Annotated in this window: 13 protein-coding genes and 2 tRNA genes; 7 read left to right on the top strand and 8 right to left on the bottom strand. The window is 56.9% G+C overall.

Annotation, left to right across the window (positions count from 1 at the left end; genetic code table 11):
- Nucleotides 1-12 precede the first annotated feature (12 nt).
- Both bamB and der read left to right on the top strand, forming a co-directional pair.
- A complete protein-coding gene (gene bamB, locus FPL19_RS15470) occupies nt 13-1,179 on the top strand; it encodes an outer membrane protein assembly factor BamB (RefSeq protein WP_150914280.1) in 1,167 nt (388 codons plus the stop codon).
- Nucleotides 1,176-2,597, top strand: coding sequence for a ribosome biogenesis GTPase Der (gene der, locus FPL19_RS15465; protein ID WP_150913772.1), 1,422 nt, complete (start codon nt 1,176-1,178; stop codon nt 2,595-2,597). Before bamB ends, der begins: the two co-directional genes overlap by 4 nt.
- Here der and pta read toward each other — a convergent pair.
- The 6 genes from pta to FPL19_RS15435 all read right to left on the bottom strand — a co-directional run bounded on the left by pta (nt 2,594) and on the right by FPL19_RS15435 (nt 10,088).
- On the bottom strand, nt 2,594-4,756 hold the full coding sequence (gene pta / locus FPL19_RS15460) for a phosphate acetyltransferase (RefSeq protein WP_150913770.1): 2,163 nt from the start codon (nt 4,754-4,756) through the stop codon (nt 2,594-2,596). The genes der and pta overlap by 4 nt on opposite strands.
- A 27-nt stretch (nt 4,757-4,783) precedes the next feature.
- Complete coding sequence (locus FPL19_RS15455) at nt 4,784-5,980, bottom strand: acetate kinase (protein WP_150913769.1); 1,197 nt, start codon at nt 5,978-5,980, stop codon at nt 4,784-4,786.
- A gap of 33 nt (nt 5,981-6,013) precedes the next feature.
- Nucleotides 6,014-8,425: a bifunctional diguanylate cyclase/phosphodiesterase gene (locus FPL19_RS15450; RefSeq protein WP_150913767.1), complete on the bottom strand. Its 2,412-nt coding sequence runs from the start codon at nt 8,423-8,425 to the stop codon at nt 6,014-6,016.
- A 192-nt stretch (nt 8,426-8,617) separates the two neighbouring features.
- Nucleotides 8,618-8,693 (bottom strand) — tRNA-Glu (locus FPL19_RS15445).
- A 77-nt stretch (nt 8,694-8,770) separates the two neighbouring features.
- Nucleotides 8,771-9,676, bottom strand: a complete 906-nt coding sequence (locus FPL19_RS15440; RefSeq protein ID WP_150913765.1) for a TIGR01777 family oxidoreductase — start codon at nt 9,674-9,676, stop codon at nt 8,771-8,773.
- Nucleotides 9,677-9,713: 37 nt separating this feature from the next.
- Nucleotides 9,714-10,088, bottom strand: a complete 375-nt coding sequence (locus FPL19_RS15435) for a sirohydrochlorin chelatase (protein WP_150913763.1) — start codon at nt 10,086-10,088, stop codon at nt 9,714-9,716.
- 44 nt (nt 10,089-10,132) lie between these two features.
- On the opposite strand from FPL19_RS15435, the gene FPL19_RS15430 reads away from it, so the two are divergent.
- The 5 genes from FPL19_RS15430 (at nt 10,133) to FPL19_RS15410 (ending at nt 14,323) form a co-directional block, all read left to right on the top strand.
- Entirely contained in the window at nt 10,133-10,735 is a 603-nt protein-coding gene (locus FPL19_RS15430; RefSeq protein ID WP_150913761.1) for a DUF924 family protein, read from the top strand.
- Nucleotides 10,736-10,793: 58 nt separating this feature from the next.
- Nucleotides 10,794-10,868, top strand: a tRNA-Gly gene (locus FPL19_RS15425).
- Between the two features lie 84 nt (nt 10,869-10,952).
- On the top strand, nt 10,953-11,738 hold the full coding sequence (locus FPL19_RS15420; protein WP_150913759.1) for an MOSC domain-containing protein: 786 nt from the start codon (nt 10,953-10,955) through the stop codon (nt 11,736-11,738).
- Nucleotides 11,739-11,753: 15 nt separating this feature from the next.
- Nucleotides 11,754-13,652 (top strand): ATP-binding cassette domain-containing protein, encoded by a 1,899-nt coding sequence (locus FPL19_RS15415; protein WP_150913757.1) that lies wholly within the window; start codon nt 11,754-11,756, stop codon nt 13,650-13,652.
- Nucleotides 13,649-14,323 (top strand): DUF6901 family protein, encoded by a 675-nt coding sequence (locus tag FPL19_RS15410; protein WP_150913755.1) that lies wholly within the window; start codon nt 13,649-13,651, stop codon nt 14,321-14,323. The genes FPL19_RS15415 and FPL19_RS15410 overlap by 4 nt, the downstream gene beginning before the upstream one ends.
- A gap of 12 nt (nt 14,324-14,335) precedes the next feature.
- Here FPL19_RS15410 and FPL19_RS15405 read toward each other — a convergent pair whose 3' ends face one another.
- Both FPL19_RS15405 and FPL19_RS15400 read right to left on the bottom strand, forming a co-directional pair.
- Nucleotides 14,336-14,770 carry a universal stress protein gene (locus tag FPL19_RS15405; protein ID WP_150913753.1) on the bottom strand — a complete coding sequence of 145 codons (435 nt, stop codon included), beginning with the start codon at nt 14,768-14,770 and terminating at the stop codon, nt 14,336-14,338.
- Between the two features lie 51 nt (nt 14,771-14,821).
- Nucleotides 14,822-15,640, bottom strand: a complete 819-nt coding sequence (locus FPL19_RS15400) for a hypothetical protein (protein ID WP_150913751.1) — start codon at nt 15,638-15,640, stop codon at nt 14,822-14,824.
- Nucleotides 15,641-15,909: the final 269 nt, after the last annotated feature.

Raw genomic sequence — 15,909 nt, 5'->3', positions numbered from 1 at the left:
GCGCTGAAGGCAATGAACCTGCAGACTCTGAAATCTTTGGCTGCGGTAGGGCTGATTACCCTGCTTGCAGCCTGCAGCTCTACTGACACCTTTGAACAGCCGGCACCGGTGCCGGAAGTAGTGTCGAAGGTCGTATTGAAAGAAGTCTGGAATATCCAGGTAGGAGACGGGCACGATGGCAGTTTTCTGTACCTGGAGCCGCTATACACCGGCGACATGGTCTATGCCGCGTCAGCTGACGGTGAAGTCTACGCGGTGAACCCGGAAAACGGTAAGGTTGTCTGGGAAAAGGACATGGACCGTCAGCTGATGGCCGGGGTTGGCGGCGACGGCTCACGAATCTATCTGGTGACCCGCGACGCCGAGTTGCTTGCGCTGTCCCGAGAGAACGGCGAGCAGATCTGGAGTGCTACATTGCCTAACGAGGCGCTGGCAGCGCCGCGGTCCAACGGCGCAATGGTGGTGGCTCAGAGCATCGATGGCAAGGTACATGCGTTCAATGCCGGTAGCGGAGAAAAACTCTGGCAGTACGACAGCGCCGTACCGGCCCTCTCCCTGAGGGCTGCGGCTTCTCCTCTAGTCGGCGCGGATCTTGTGCTGGCAGCCCTGGCTAACGGCCGGCTGATGGCCCTGAGCACGGAAACAGGACAGCCGGTCTGGCAATATCAGGTAGCCGAGCCAACCGGGCGCACCGAACTCGAGCGGCTTGTGGACGTTGCCGGTGAACCTCTGATTATTGATAGCGCCGCCATGGTGGTTGGTTACCAGGGCAAACTGGCCCTGATCGACATTCAGTCCGGCCGGGAAATCTGGAGCCGTGGCGCGTCCAGTCTGCATTCGCCGATGATCGGTAACGGTAATATCTTTCTTGCCGCGTCCAACGGCGACATCATCAAACTGAGGGGTTCAGATCGCCGCGAGCTCTGGCGGCAGGAAAAACTGGCCTGGCGACAGCCGACCCAGCCTATTGTCCTCGGCGATCATCTGTTTGTTGGTGACTTCGAGGGATACATCCACATCCTGTCGCTGGAGGATGGGTCCTTGCTGGGGCAACTCGAGTTTGATGATGAAGGCCTACGGGTACCGATCAAACTGATGTCGGGTGAGCGTCTGCTTGTCTATGGCAACAGTGGCGAGATGAGTGCGTTCACCATTAAAAAGCGCGGCGAAACTAAATGACACCGGTAATTGCTCTGGTCGGAAGGCCCAATGTTGGCAAGTCGACGCTGTTCAACCAGATGACCCGTTCGCGGGATGCGCTGGTTGCGGATTTCCCTGGCCTCACCCGTGATCGCAAGTACGGCGAAGGCAATTACGAGGGACAGCGTTTTATCGCCATTGATACCGGTGGTCTGACAGGCGATGAAGAAGGCCTGGATGCGGAAATGGCCCGGCAGTCCATGCTGGCCGTTGAAGAGGCCGATATTGTGCTGTTCCTGGTGGATGGCAAGGCGGGCCTGAACGGCGGCGATGAAGTCATCGCAAGCCATCTGCGAAAGACCGGCAAGCGCGCTCACCTGGTGGTGAACAAGACCGACGGCCAGGACCCGGACATTGCGGCCTCTGATTTTTACGGTCTGGGTTTTGAGTCCACTTTCCTGATTGCCGCCTCCCACAATCGGGGCATTCGTTCCATGCTTGAGGTTCTGCTACCGGCCCTTGAAGATGGCGCCGAGCAGGACCGTGCCGATCAGTATCCGGGAATCCGTATAGGTATTGTCGGGCGCCCGAACGTTGGCAAGTCCACGCTGGTCAACCGCATGCTGGGCGAAGAGCGGGTCATTGTGTTTGATATGCCCGGCACCACCCGTGACAGCGTTTATGTGCCTTATGAAAGGCACGACAAGCAATATACGTTGATTGATACAGCCGGTGTTCGTCGTCGCAAGAACGTCAGCGAGGTGGTGGAGAAGTTCTCGATCATCAAGACCCTGAAAGCCATCGAAGACGCCCACGTGGTCATCCTGGTGATTGATGCCCGGGAAGGGCTGGTGGATCAGGATCTGCATCTTATCGGTTTTGTTCTGGACGCTGGCCGCTCACTGGTTATTGCGGTGAACAAGTGGGACGGCATGGACCCGGACGACCGGGCAAAAGTGAAAGAACAGGTCGCCCGCCGCCTCGATTTTCTGGATTACGCCGACAAGCACTACATTTCGGCGCTGCACGGCTCCGGTGTTGGTGTCATGTATGAATCGGTGGAGGCCTGTTACGAATCGGCCATGGCCAAGTGGCCGACCAACCGGCTGACAGCCATTCTGCAGGATGCAACCGCCCAGCATCAGCCCCCACTGGTTCAGGGCCGCCGTATCAAATTGCGCTACGCCCACCAGGGTGGCTCCAATCCTCCGGTGATTGTGGTTCACGGCAACCAGGTGGACTCCCTTCCGGGCGCCTACAAGCGTTACCTTGAGAATACCTTCCGCAAGGTGCTGAAGGTGAGTGGTTCACCCATCCGCTTCGAGTTCAAATCCGGCGAGAACCCCTACGCCAAGAAGGTCGATCGTCTGACACCGCGTCAGAAGGTGAAAAAGGATAACGACCAGAAGCAAGGGCCAGCCCCCAAGAAAAAGCGCCAGAAGAGTCTCAAGCGCTAGCTCTTGCTCAGCCCCGCATCTTCAACCTGTTTGGCCTGTACAGCGGTCAGCGCAATGGTAAAGACAATGTCTTCCACCAACGCGCCCCGTGACAGGTCGTTTACTGGTTTTCGAAGCCCCTGCAGCATCGGGCCGATGCTGACCACGTTGGCGCTGCGCTGGACTGCCTTATAGGTGGTGTTGCCGGTATTCAGATCCGGGAACACAAACACCGTTGCCTTGCCGGCAACCTTGCTGTCCGGGGCCTTGCTCTTGGCAACGCTTTCGATAGCGGCGGCGTCGTACTGCAGAGGACCGTCGATCAGCAGGTCCGGGCGTCGCTCCCGGGCAATGCGGGTTGCTTCCCGGACCTTATCCACATCCTGCCCACTTCCTGATTCTCCCGTGCTGTAGCTGATCATCGCGACCACGGGATCAATACCGAAGGCCTCAGCGGATTCGGCACTCTGGATTGCGATATCCGCCAGTTCCTCCGCGTTCGGGTCCGGATTGATGGCGCAGTCGCCGTACACCACCACCTGCTGAGGTAAGAGCATGAAGAAAACGGATGACACCACTTTGGCGTGGTCGTGGGTCTTGATCAGCTGCAGGGCAGGGCGCACCGTGTTGGCGGTGGTGTGAATAGCGCCGGACACCAGCCCGTCAGCTTCGTCCAAAGCGACCATCATGGTGCCGAGCACCACATTGTCTTCCAGCATGGCTTCCGCCATATCCGGTGCCAGGCCTTTGTTCTTTCTGAGCTTCACCATTGGATCGATATAACGCTGGCGAACCTCGGCGGGGTCGATAATTTCGATGTCCTCAGGTAGTTCCAGATCCTGGGAATCTGCCACCCGGCGGATTTCAGCCGGATTGCCGATCAACGCGCACCGGGCAAGCTTGTGTTTGTGACTGATAATCGCAGCCTGAACGGTTCTGGGTTCGCTTCCCTCCGGCAGTACGATTCGCTTGTTGGCCGCCCTTGCACGCTCGGAAAGTTGATAGCGGAAGGCCGGAGGCGAAAGGCGGCTCTGACGCTCCACCTTGAGGTGGGCCTGCAGCCAGTCTGTATCAACCCGCGTTGCTACGGCCTCCATCACCTTTTCAATGCGTTCCGGATCGTCAATGGGCGTGGCTGACGATAGGTTTGCCAGCATATGAGCGGTTTCATAGGTGTTGGTATCGGAGCCAAGTACCGGCAGCCCGGTATCCAGCGCGCGATGGCAAAGATCAATTACCCGCTGGTCAGGCATCAGCCCCCCGGTGAGCATCAGGCCCGCGAGGGGTACACCATTCAGAGCCGCCAGAGCGGTGGTCACGATGATATCTTCCCGGTCTCCGGGCGTGACCATCAGGGTGCCGGGCCGCAGGGTGTCGGTCATGTTGCGGATACTGCGGGCGCAAACGGATACCTTATGTACCCGCCGGGAATGCATCTGGCCTTCACTGAGAACGGGCAGTTCCAGCTCCCGGGCAATGTCAGATACCCGTGGGGCCAGAAGCTCCGGTTGCCAGGGGATTTCCGCCAGAAGGCGGAAACGGCCTTCACTGAAAACCTTGCAGCGCCCTCGAAAATCCATTGCTGGCAGTACAGGCCGGGCGGCGGTCGATCGAGGTTCGAGCCCGGATCTTTCGGGTTCTCCAATCTTGTTCAGCACGACTCCGATCACATCAGGGTCGTTGGCGCCGGCGAAAAGACGAGCAGAGAAATCAAGCTCCTCGTCGAGCTCGGGCGCATCAAGCGCTTTCGGCGTGCTGACCAGAATCACATCCGAACCCAGATTGCGGGCTACTTCCACATTCAGGCGGGCGATATAAGCTTCGTTCTGATCCGGGACCAGGCCTTCAATAATCACCACGTCGAAATGACTGGCGACTTTGTGATACTCACCCACCACCGTTTCCAGCAAGTAATCGGATTTACCACGATTCAGCTGCTGCTGTGCTTCCTTGAGCGGAATGGGGTCCGGGGGGTTAAGATGGCTGCTTGACCGGACGAAGGCGACTGATGAATCCTGGCCATCGTTATGCACGGATTCCGCGCGGTGTACCGACTGGCTGAAAGGCTTGTAGAAGCCCACGCTTACACCGACCCGCTCCAGAGCCCGCAGCATACCCAGGCAGACGGATGTCAGCCCGGAATCCATAGACGTTGGCGAGAAAAAGAGACTCTTTGCCATGATCCTGTCCCTGATGATGGGAAATGGTTAGGTTTTGTTCCGCGCGCTGGCCAGTCGGGAGGCCTCCCGGGCAATAACCAGTTCTTCGTTGGTGGGTATCACCAGAACCGGGAAGCGGGAATTGGCGCTTTCTATGTGGCCGCTGCTGCTTTTACCGTGGCTGTCATTCCGGTTGGCGTCCAGATGAAAACCGAGAAGCTGCAGATGGGCGATGGTTCTTTCCCTCACGCGGGCACTGTTCTCACCGATACCGCCGGTGAATACCAGCGCGTCCAGCCGATCCAGCGAGGCCATCATTGCGCCCACGTACCGTGCCAGACGGAAACAGAAAACCTCAATAGCGGTCCGGGAGGGTGCATGGCCCTGATCGGCCGACTCGCAGAGCGTCCGCATATCGTTGGTCTTTTCGGAGAGCCCTAGCAGCCCGCTTTGCTGGTTCAGGGAGCGATGGACTTCCTCGGCCTCAATGCCTTTGCTGCGAAGAAAATCAAACAGGCCGGGGTCCACGTCGCCGCTGCGGGTGCCCATCGCCAGGCCCTCAAGTGGTGTCAGCCCCATACTGGTGTCAACACTGCAGCCATCGCGGATGGCGGTGATGCTGCAACCATTCCCCAGATGTGCGGAAATGATCGAGGTTTGTTCCGGTGGTCTGTCAAGAATCCGGGCGGCTTCGGTCGCCATGAATGAATGGCTGGTGCCGTGGAAGCCATAGCGACGAACCCCCCATTCGCGATACCACTTGCCTGGAACGGCATACAGGTACGCATGTTCAGGGAGTGTCTGGTGAAATGCAGTATCGAAAACCGCGGCCTGTGGAACTCCGGGAAATTGCTCAAGGGTTGCGCGGATGCCCGCAAGGTTGACCGGGTTGTGCAGTGGGGCAAGCCCGGCACATTCGTCGATAGCCGATAGTACGTCATCGTCGATCAGGGCCGCTTCGCGGAAGGTTTCGCCGCCATGAACAACGCGATGGCCAATAGCAGTCGGGTCGGAAGCCATCAGATTCCGTTCTCTTAATGCCGCCACCAGGACCTCAAGGGCGCGTTCGTGGGAGGCATCGGGCCCGAGATGAATTGCCTGTTTGTCGCCTTCAATCCGGGCAAACGCGTCTGACTGATTCAGACGTTCGGCCAGGGCCGAGGCCAGTTTCCGTTGCTGACCGTCAAACAGGGCAAGTTTCAGTGATGAGCTGCCGCAGTTTACGACAAGTAGCGTTTCTTCCATGGCGGAGACATTCCTGCAGTTCTGACTTGGTACTTATACGCGGTGATTGATGGCCAGCCAGGCCTCGAAATCTGTCGCTGGCAGCGGGCGACTGTAGTAGTAGCCCTGGGAGAAGTCACAGCCTTCCTTTTCGAGGAAGTGAGTCTGGGCCTCTTCTTCCACGCCTTCCGCAATGACACGTAAGCCGAGGCTGTGAGCCATATTGATAATGGCCTTGACCAGCGACGCATCGTCGTTTTCTTTCATGACATCCTGAACAAAGGATTTGTCGATCTTCAGTGTATCGAACGGGTAGCTCTTCAGGTAACTGAGTGCGGAATATCCGGTACCAAAATCATCCACTGAAAGCCGGATTCCTGATTGGTCGAGTTCACGGAGGATATCGGCGGTTTCGATGGTATTGTCGAGGATCAGCCGTTCAGTAATTTCCAGTTCCAGTTGATCCGGCTCCAGGCCGCTCTGCTCAAGCGCCTGCATGACGGTCTGGACGAATGACGGGTCCCGGAACTGACGGGGCGAAACGTTGACCGCAATCCCGATCTTCATACCCGTCTGCTCGCGCCAGCGCATGGCGGCCAGGCAACTCTCCTTCAGTACCCATTCGCCAATGGGCGTAATCAGGCCGGTTTCTTCGGCCAGGGGTATGAAACGGTCCGGCATTACCATGCCCAGGCTGGGGTTATTCCAACGCAACAGCGCTTCGGCGGATGACAACTGACCACTGCCCGTGGAAACAATGGGCTGGAAATAGAGTTCGAATTCCTGTTGCTCCAGTGCCCGGCGCATCAGGGATTCCATTTGCAGGCGCTCGTGGGACACTTCGGTCATTTCCGGTGCGAACACCGCGTAGGCGCTCTTGCCCTTGTTCTTGGCCTGGTACATGGCCGCATCGGCATGTTGCAGCAACATGCCGCTGTTGTCCGAGTCATGGGGGAAGATCGATATGCCAATGCTGGTGGTCACAAAGACCTCCTGCCCATTGAGCAGGTAGGGCGGTTCGAACGTCGACAGAATCCGCTGCGCCACCTGGGTGGTCGCGTCGACATTGGTCAGCCCGGGAAGCACCACCAGAAACTCGTCACCGCCAAGCCGGGCCACCGTGCTGGTGCCGCGGAGGCAGCTGGAAATTCGCCTCGCGGCCTCGATCAGCAGATTATCGCCGGCATCGTGGCCCAGGGTGTCGTTAATGTGTTTGAAGTTGTCCAGGTCCAGAAACATGACTCCCACCAGGGAATTTTCCCTGCGGGCCTGGGCGAGCGCCAGCTTCAGACGGTCCAGCGCCAGCATGCGGTTGGGCAGGCCGGTGAGAATGTCGTAGTTGGCCTGTCTGAGCAGTTGCTGTTCATACCGCTTCCTTATACTGATGTCTTCACCCAGGATCAGGTAACCGGTGGCATCGCCGTCACGATCCCTTATGGGCGTGACGATCAATTGCTCCCAGAAGCGTTCGCCGTTCTTGCGGGCGCTGTTTACTTCTCCCTGCCAGACGCCGACCCTTTGGACCTGAAGCCGGATGGATTGCCATAGATGCTGGCCTTCCTTGTGGGTATTGATGTCGTCGCTCAGGGTGCCCGGATGCTTTCCGGCGATGGATTGCAGGTCGTAGCCGGTTAGTTGGGTGAATTTCTGGTTGGCGTATTCAATCCGCCATTTACGATCACAGATCAGAACAGAAGAGGGGCTCTGCTCTATGGCTTTGGAGAATTTGCGGATCTCCTGGGCATCCCGTTCCTGACGCTCGACGTCCTCGGCCAGGCGCTTGCGCATCTGGTTGATGGCCTCTGTCACCTGAGCCAGCTCGTCGCTTCGGTTCAAGCCGGTATCCGGTCTGTCGAGCTTCAGGGGCTCGGTCAGATTGTTCAGCGAGAATTCGCGGGCGTAGTTGGCCATGGACGTGAGGTGTCGGGCCACAAAATGCTGGAAAATCCATACGATCAGAATGGAGATGAAGAACGTCTTCAGAAACTGCGTCGCAAGGATGACCAGAAGCTTGTCTTTCATGTCGGAATAGACCCGACGAAGATCGGCGGTGATGGTCAGTTCCCCAAGCTTGAACATTTCATCGCCCTGGTGGATCAGGTCAAAGCTGTGACGGGTCAGTTCCGTGTCTCTGGGAATGGATCCCAGAACCAGCTCCGAATCCGGTTCGATTTTCAGGCGCAGATGAACAATGTCCGGAAGGCTCAGAATACCTTCGAGCTGGGTCTGAAGAAGTTTCTGGTCCAGTGCCCATAGGCTGCGTGCCAGGCTCGACGCGTAACCTGTCTCCACAACGTGCATGCGACGGTCGATCTGGGAGATGTCCTGACGGAAATCGGAGTAAAGCTGAATGGCCGAGCTGACAAGTGTGAACGCCGAACTGAACAGCAGGATATAGGCCAGAAGCCTGAAGGACAGGGGAGATCCGGATTTAAAACGCTTCAGACGAGTCAGAAGTTTTGGCATGCTCTAACTTTTCAGGCCAGATCGGATTATTGGAAGACTTCCCGACTATAGCAGCAGTCTTTGGAAAATGCCTCGCAAATGCCCGAAAAATCAGAAAATTGTTTACTGGTGGCGGAGAAAAACGTTGCGGGATGTTGCGGGATAAGGAACCTGCGCAGAGCGCAGTGGAGCAGATGGGCGTTTAAGCGATAATGGCGTCCCCTAGGGGGTTCGAACCCCTGTTGCCGCCGTGAAAGGGCGGAGTCCTAGGCCACTAGACGAAGGGGACGCATCGCTTCTTGCCTTGCCTCGTCGAGGTGGCGCGTATATTAAGAAAGGCGATGGGCGCTGTCAAACAGTTTTTTATCAGAATCGGGTTGCGTCTTTCAGCGCCGTTTCCGGATCGAAATACTTGAAGCTGAAGCCTTCATCGGTCAGTTTCTTCGGGAAAGCCTGCTGTCCCGTTAACAACAGGCGCGCCATTTCCCCCAGTGCCACCTCAAGAACCTTCGCCGGAACGGGAAATATAGCCGGCCTGTTGAGGACTTTTGCCAGGGTAGCCGTGAACTGACGGTTGGTGACCGGTTTGGGACTGACCACGTTGTAAGGCCCGCTGGCGTCCGGCGTCTCCAGCATCCAGACCAGCGCAGAGACCACATCGTCTCTGTGAACCCACGGCATATACTGATGACCACTGCCAATGCGGCCACCCAGTCCAAGCTTGAATGGCAAGAGCATGCGTTTGAGGAAACCGCCGCCGGGACCAACCACGATGCCGGTCCGGGACAGGCAAACTCGGGTCTGCTCGCTTTCCAGTGCCAGTGCTTCTTTTTCCCAGTCACGGCACATCCGATGGGTAAACTCATTCTCCGGCGCCGTGTCTTCCGTGACGGGGTTGCTGCCCTGGTCGCCGTAGAATCCGACTGCAGAGCCCGAGACAACCACCTCTGGCGCTTTCTTCCAGGTTTCAATCACCTCGGCGAGGGTGCGGGTGAGCGCGATGCGGCTGTCCAGAAGTTCCCGTTTGCGGCTATCCGACCAGCGTTTGTCGGCGATTCCCTCGCCAGCAAGGTTAATCACCGCATCAAAGCCGGCATGGTTTTTCAGAAGCCGGAGATCGCTTAGCGCTTCAACCCGCCCACAGACAGCGTGAACGTCGCCCTCGGGCTGCCGGCTGAGCACAGTCAGCGCGTATCCTTTCGAAATCAGAAGCGGGCAGAGCGCCTGGCCGATAAAGCCGGTGCCGCCTGTTACGAGGATTTTCTTATCCATACCAACTGACTCCCTTCCTGTTGAATTTGCGCCGAATTCAGCTGTGCCGTGCCAGTTCCTGCCTGACCACATCACAGATGGCGTCACCGAGCTGCGGGTTTTCCCCAATCGGTGCAGCCAGTGAGATAGTAACACCGTGGGTTTTTTCCAGTTCGGTGATCATGCCGGGTACATCCTTGCGTAAATGACGTCCAGCGGCGAGAAACAGGGGCACAATCGTGAAATCTCGTTTGCCGTCGGCTACGCCTTCTGACACCACGGCCTCGATGGAGGGTTCGGCCAGCTCCATATAGGCTATGCGGGAGCCGGGCACGGAGTGAAGTGTCGGGCCGGCAAGCTTTTCAAAAGTCTCGCACCAGCGTGGGTCGCTGCTACCATGGGCTAGAAGAATAATGGCCGGATCGCCGCTCATGCCTGCTCCTTTGACTTTGTCAGTTAATAGTAAGGATAACGTATATGTTCGATTGGAAGGAGATTCTGGATTTCTGGTTCGGCGAGCTGGATGAGCATGGGCTGCCTGACAGCTTCCATCGCAATCGATGGTTTCGGGCAACGCGGGCGTTTGACCAGGAGATCCGTCGTCGTTTTCTCTCGATGGTATTATTTGCCTCCGAGGACGGCCTCAGCCACTGGCGTTCAGAGCCCGGCGGAGCACTTGCGGAAATACTGTTGCTGGATCAGTTCACCCGTCAGATTTACCGTGGGTCGGCCATGGCGTTCGATAATGACTCCCAGGCCATCAGGCTATGCAAAGAGGCTATGAGACGGGGGCATGATATGGCATTGCCGGCCGTTCAGAGGGGCTTTCTTTACATGCCGCTGCAGCACTCCGAGAATCGGGATGACCAGGCGTTGTCGGTGGAATGCTACGAACAGCTGGCGGCTGCAACGAATGGCATTGCGGGGGATTTCATGAACAGTTTTTTGCAATCTGCGAAGGATCATCGGGAGATTATCGAAACCTTTGGCCGATTTCCCCATCGCAATGCGGCCCTGAAGCGTCGCTCAACATCGGAGGAAAGACTCTACCTGGAAACCGGTAAGCGATTTGGCCAGTAGCGCAAAAAAAAAGTTGACGGCAGGGGTTCAATCCGTAGAATACGCGTCCGTTGATCAGGCGGGAATAGCTCAGTGGTAGAGCACAACCTTGCCAAGGTTGGGGTCGCGAGTTCGAATCTCGTTTCCCGCTCCAGAATTTGAAAACCCGGCAGCCATGCCGGGTTTTTTCGTTTTATACTTCAGGGCTTGTTGAACCTTCCACAGACCTGGGGTCGCCATGAACGTCCACGCTTTGTATCTCTATCCCGTCAAATCTCTCGCTGGCATTGCTGTAGAGTCCTTTGAACTGGACGACTTCGGCCCGGTAGGGGATCGGCGCTGGATGATAGTCGATGATAAAGACCGGTTTGTAACCCAGCGCGCTCACCCCGAACTGGCGCTCGTGGGCACCAGGTTTGACGGCAACCAGGTTGTCGTCACAATTCCCGAAGAAGGAGAATTCCGGTTGGTGCCGGATGGCCAGGTTCGCGAGGTAGGCGTGTGGAAAGACGACGTCAATGCGGTACCGGGGAATACCGGGGCCTCGGAAGCGCTATCACGATATTGCGGGAGGCCGGTAACGTTCGTGTACATGGCTGATGACGCCTTCCGCCGCGTTGATCCGGAAAGGGTTCCCGCGTATCGTCGGGTCAGTTTTGCGGACGGCTACCCCTTGCTGGTGACCAACGAAGCATCCCTGGACGAGCTGAACTCCCGGCTTTCGGAGCCGGTGGAAATGCGGCGTTTCCGCCCCAATATTGTGATTTCCGGCGCAGAGCCCTGGGAAGAGGATAGCTGGGAAACACTGAATATCCGTAATATCTCGCTCAGCCTCGTTAAACCCTGTTCGCGATGTATAGTCACGACGGTTGATCCGGACACGGGGGTCCGTTCCCCAGATGGGCAGCCGTTAAAAACGCTTACAGGTTACCGCCGAACGCCCGATGGCGTCATTTTCGGCGTCAACGGGGTTCATAACGCCCAGGGAAGCCTGTCCGTGGGTGACCCGGTTTCACTTTCATAACAGGAGCTGTTCACCGTGCCATTGCTTACCCTGGATGCCGTTTCACTTGCGTTCGGCATGCAACCCCTTCTTGACCAGGCCACGCTAACGGTTGAGCAGGGCGAGCGCATCTGTCTGTTGGGCCGCAATGGAGAGGGCAAATCCACCCTGTTGCGTATTGTCAGCGGGGAAATTCAGCCGGATGGCGGCACTGTCCGCCTGGACGATGGCGCAATTCTGTCTGTTTTGCCGCAGAACCTACCCGTTGACGACCCCCGTACCGCCTATGAAGTGGTGGCGTCTGCGTTTCCCGAGACAGGAAAGCTGTTGGCTGAGTTTCACAAGCTGACCCAGTCCGCAGATGAGCAAAGCCTGAACCGGATGATGAAAGTGCAGGAAAGGCTGGAAGCCCTGGATGGCTGGCGCCTTGACCAGAAAGTCAGTGATATTCTGGCTCAGTACTCGATTAACCCGGATCAGACTCTGAATACGCTGTCTGGCGGCTGGCAGCGGCGGGTTCTGCTGGCCAAAGCACTGGTAACAGAGCCCAGTATCCTGTTGCTGGATGAGCCCACCAACCACCTTGATGTGCCTGCCATCGCCTGGCTGGAAGAGGCTCTGAGCCAGTTCAGGGGCGCCATTCTGTTCGTCAGTCACGACCGGGCGTTCATCCGCCGCATGGCAACCCGGATTGTCGAGCTCGACCGGGGCCACCTGGTGAGTTTCGCGGCCACTTACGATCGTTATCTTGATCTCAAGGAAAAGGCCCTGGAAGACGAGGAGCGGCAGAACGCGCTGTTCGACAAGCGCCTGAAGCAGGAAGAGGCCTGGATCCGTCAGGGTGTAAAGGCCCGTCGTACCCGCAATATGGGACGGGTAAGGGCGCTCAAGGCCATGCGGGAAGAGCGTCGTCAGCGGCGTGAGCGCGGTGGTACGGCTTCGTTTGCGGTGGAGGATGCTGCCAGGTCCGGCAAGCTGGTGGTCGAGGCCCGCGAGGCAGGGTTTGCCTATGACCCCGCTAAGCCTCTGATTACATCCATGAATATGACCGTCATTCGAGGGGACAAGATAGGCCTCGTTGGCGAAAACGGCACCGGAAAGACCACGCTGGTTCGCCTGATGTTGGGCGACCTGGCGCCCACAGAAGGGCAGATCCGCCTTGGCACCAACCTTCAGGTGGCCTATTTCGATCAGCTCCGCGGGGCACTGGATCTGGACCGGAACGCTCTGGACAACCTGGCGGAAGGTCGGGAATTCATCGAGATCAACGGGCAGAGCAAACACGTTCTTGGCTATCTGCAGGAATTTCTGTTCAGTCCGGAACGTGCCCGGTCCCCCGTGCGTGTGTTCTCAGGGGGAGAAAGGGCGAGACTGTTGCTGGCCAAGCTGTTTAGCAAACCGGCCAATGTCCTGGTTCTGGACGAACCGACCAACGACCTGGACGTGGAAACCCTTGAATTGCTCGAGGCTAGGCTGGTGGAGTTTGCCGGAACCGTCATTGTGATCAGTCACGACCGGGAATTTCTCGATAATGTGGTAACAGACACTGTCTTTCTCGATGGTTCCGGTAAGGTGCGCGAGTTTGTCGGTGGTTATTCGGACTGGCGTCGTCAGGGCGGGCGTTTCCCGGCTGAAGCCAGCGAGCGGTCCTCCAGAAGCAGCAAGACGCCGGCACCGGCGGCTCCGCCCGCTTCGAAACCACGCACGCCGAAGCTGAGTTATAAGCTGAAGCTTGAGCTGGAAGAGTTACCGGCAAAGATTGAGACTCTGGAGACTCGGCTTGAGCGGCTTCAAGGCAAGGTGGGCGACCCGGAATTCTATTCCGGCGCGGCAGAGGTGGTATCAGAAACCCTCGAAGAGATGTCGGAAACCCAACGCCAGCTTGATTCACTGATGGAACGCTGGATGGAACTGGAAGAACAGGCAAATCAATGAACGTTACCTATCGATTCGAATTTCAGGACCGGGCGCCTGCTGAATTCAAGGTTACTGACCAGCCGGCGAATACTGATCAGGCCAATCTGCCGGCCTGGACGAAACTGGAACACTGCCAGTGCGCGAATTGTCCGCTGAAAACAGCCGAATCGCCCCGTTGCCCGGCGGCGGTGGAGATACTGCCTGTTGTGTCGGAGTTCCAGGCGGAAGATGCCTACCAGAAGGTGTCGGTTGTGGTTCAGGATGAGCGCCGGACCTATTCCAAATCAACAACTCTGGAAGAGGCCCTGCGCTCTCTGCTGGGGCTGAAGATGGCCACCAGTGGTTGCCCGGTGCTATCAGAACTCAAGCCAATGGCGATTCACCATCTGCCGTTTGCCAGTAGTGATGAGTTCATCATGCGCAGTGTGTCCCACTATCTGCTGCAGCAATACCTTGCCAAGCGGAACAAAGAGGAGCCGGACTGGGATCTGAAGGGCCTGGTTGCTCGCAATCAGCGTTTGCAACTGGTTAATCAGGCGCTGTGGCAGCGCATTCATTCGGTCTGTCAGGGAGACAGCAACCTGAAAGCGTTGCTTAACTTCTTTTCCATGGCTTCCAGCGTGAGCTTTTCACTGGAGAGTCAGCTGCGCAAGCTGGAAGCCCGCATGAAAGGAGACGGTGTTCTCTAGCGGGGCGGTTGGTTAATTCTCGATTCGTACCGCCAGAACATCACAGACCGCTCCGTGAAGCACACCGTTAGCCGTAGAGCCAAGCAGCAGCTGCAGACCTTTACGGCCGTGACTGCCGACGACGATCAGGTCAGTACCGTACTCCTTGGCCAGTCGGTGAATTTCGGATTCGGGCCGGCCCACCAGAACGACCTGATTGTCGGCCGGGATTCCATATTTCTCACCGTACTTCTGCAGTTGTTCCCTGGCGGCTTTATCAAGCTGGTCCTGCAGTTCCGTCAGATCCATTGGAATATCACCGCCATAGGCGTAGCCGACAGGTTCCACGACGTGAACCAGCGTAATCTGCGCGCCATGGGCCTTGCTGATTTCCGCGGCTTTGTCCAGAACCACCGGCGCTTCTTCGGTGAGGTCGATTGCGACGAGCATTTTTTGATAAACGGCCATCAGTTCACTCCTTGAAAGCCCGGGCGGAATAGCACCGGGCTGTTGCGTGTATCAGGCGTTGCTTTTCAAAAGATCTATCGTGGTTTCGAGGCCCTGAAGGATACCTTTGGAATAGCGGTCAATAACGAAAGCCACGTTATTGTCATTATAGTTAATATACGACCCCCTGATGAACTGCCACTTCGACGTCAGGTTCTCAAGCGCCGCCTTGAGCTCTCCGCTGGCTTCGCCCTTGCGGAGGTTGGCAAGCATCTGATCAAACACCTTCGCCTGTTCATCCAGCGGAACTTCGGAGGATGAGCCCTGGAATGTCTGTGCTACCTGGGAATTGGTACGGGCCGAGTACTTCGCCATCATCTGCGCGATTGTTACCGCGGCAGAGCGGGCCGCCTCGATGCGTTCGTTCACAACGGTACCGGTGCTTTCCTTGGCGACCTCGTACAGCTCGGTTGCGGTCTGGTTCATCGTCAGGGCGTGGTTGGCCATATCGGAGACCATTCTCAGATCGGGATAGCCGGTTTTGCGCACATCATTAATATTAGTTCTCATCAGGGTTTTGAACTTGTCGAACTCCTGATTCAGTCTTTCTGTCTGCTCAGCTGAGAGAATACCTTTCTCGCTATCAGCAACGACATTCATTGCCTCATTGGCTGCATTGATGTTCGAGACGATCTCGTTCAGGGTTTCGGTGTCACCAACGGCACTGAACCGGTAGTAAGCATCCAGGGATTTGTAGTTACTCACCCGGAACTGGTGAAGGTTGGATAGAAAGTCGTTGTCCGTTTCCTGAGCGGTGGCACCAAGCGAGGTGACAAGCAGAAGAATAAGGGCGGTGACCAGGGAGCGGACTCGCAACTGAGCGTCTTTCATCGGATGAGTCTCCGTTTAGTACCATGTTATTATTGTAGACTAAAGTCTGATGCCGAAGTTAAAGTAACCGGGCCCTCCAATCAAGCGGTTTCAAGCCGGTTATGGAGAGCAAATGTCAATCGTTATGAAATCATTGACTCAGATTACTTCATTTTATGAATAATGCGTGATAGCTGTTTGAAATACAACAAGTCCATTCGGTGGGCTCAGGAATTTCCAGGCCAGCCGGGTCTATCCGGATTCCTGATTCCTCCAGAAACAAATTGACA

Origin of the sequence: Marinobacter halotolerans (genome assembly GCF_008795985.1) — a bacterium.
Lineage (GTDB): Bacteria > Pseudomonadota > Gammaproteobacteria > Pseudomonadales > Oleiphilaceae > Marinobacter > Marinobacter halotolerans.
The sequence above is the reverse complement of the archived record's forward strand: the minus strand, read 5'-3'. Positions and strand labels throughout refer to the sequence as shown.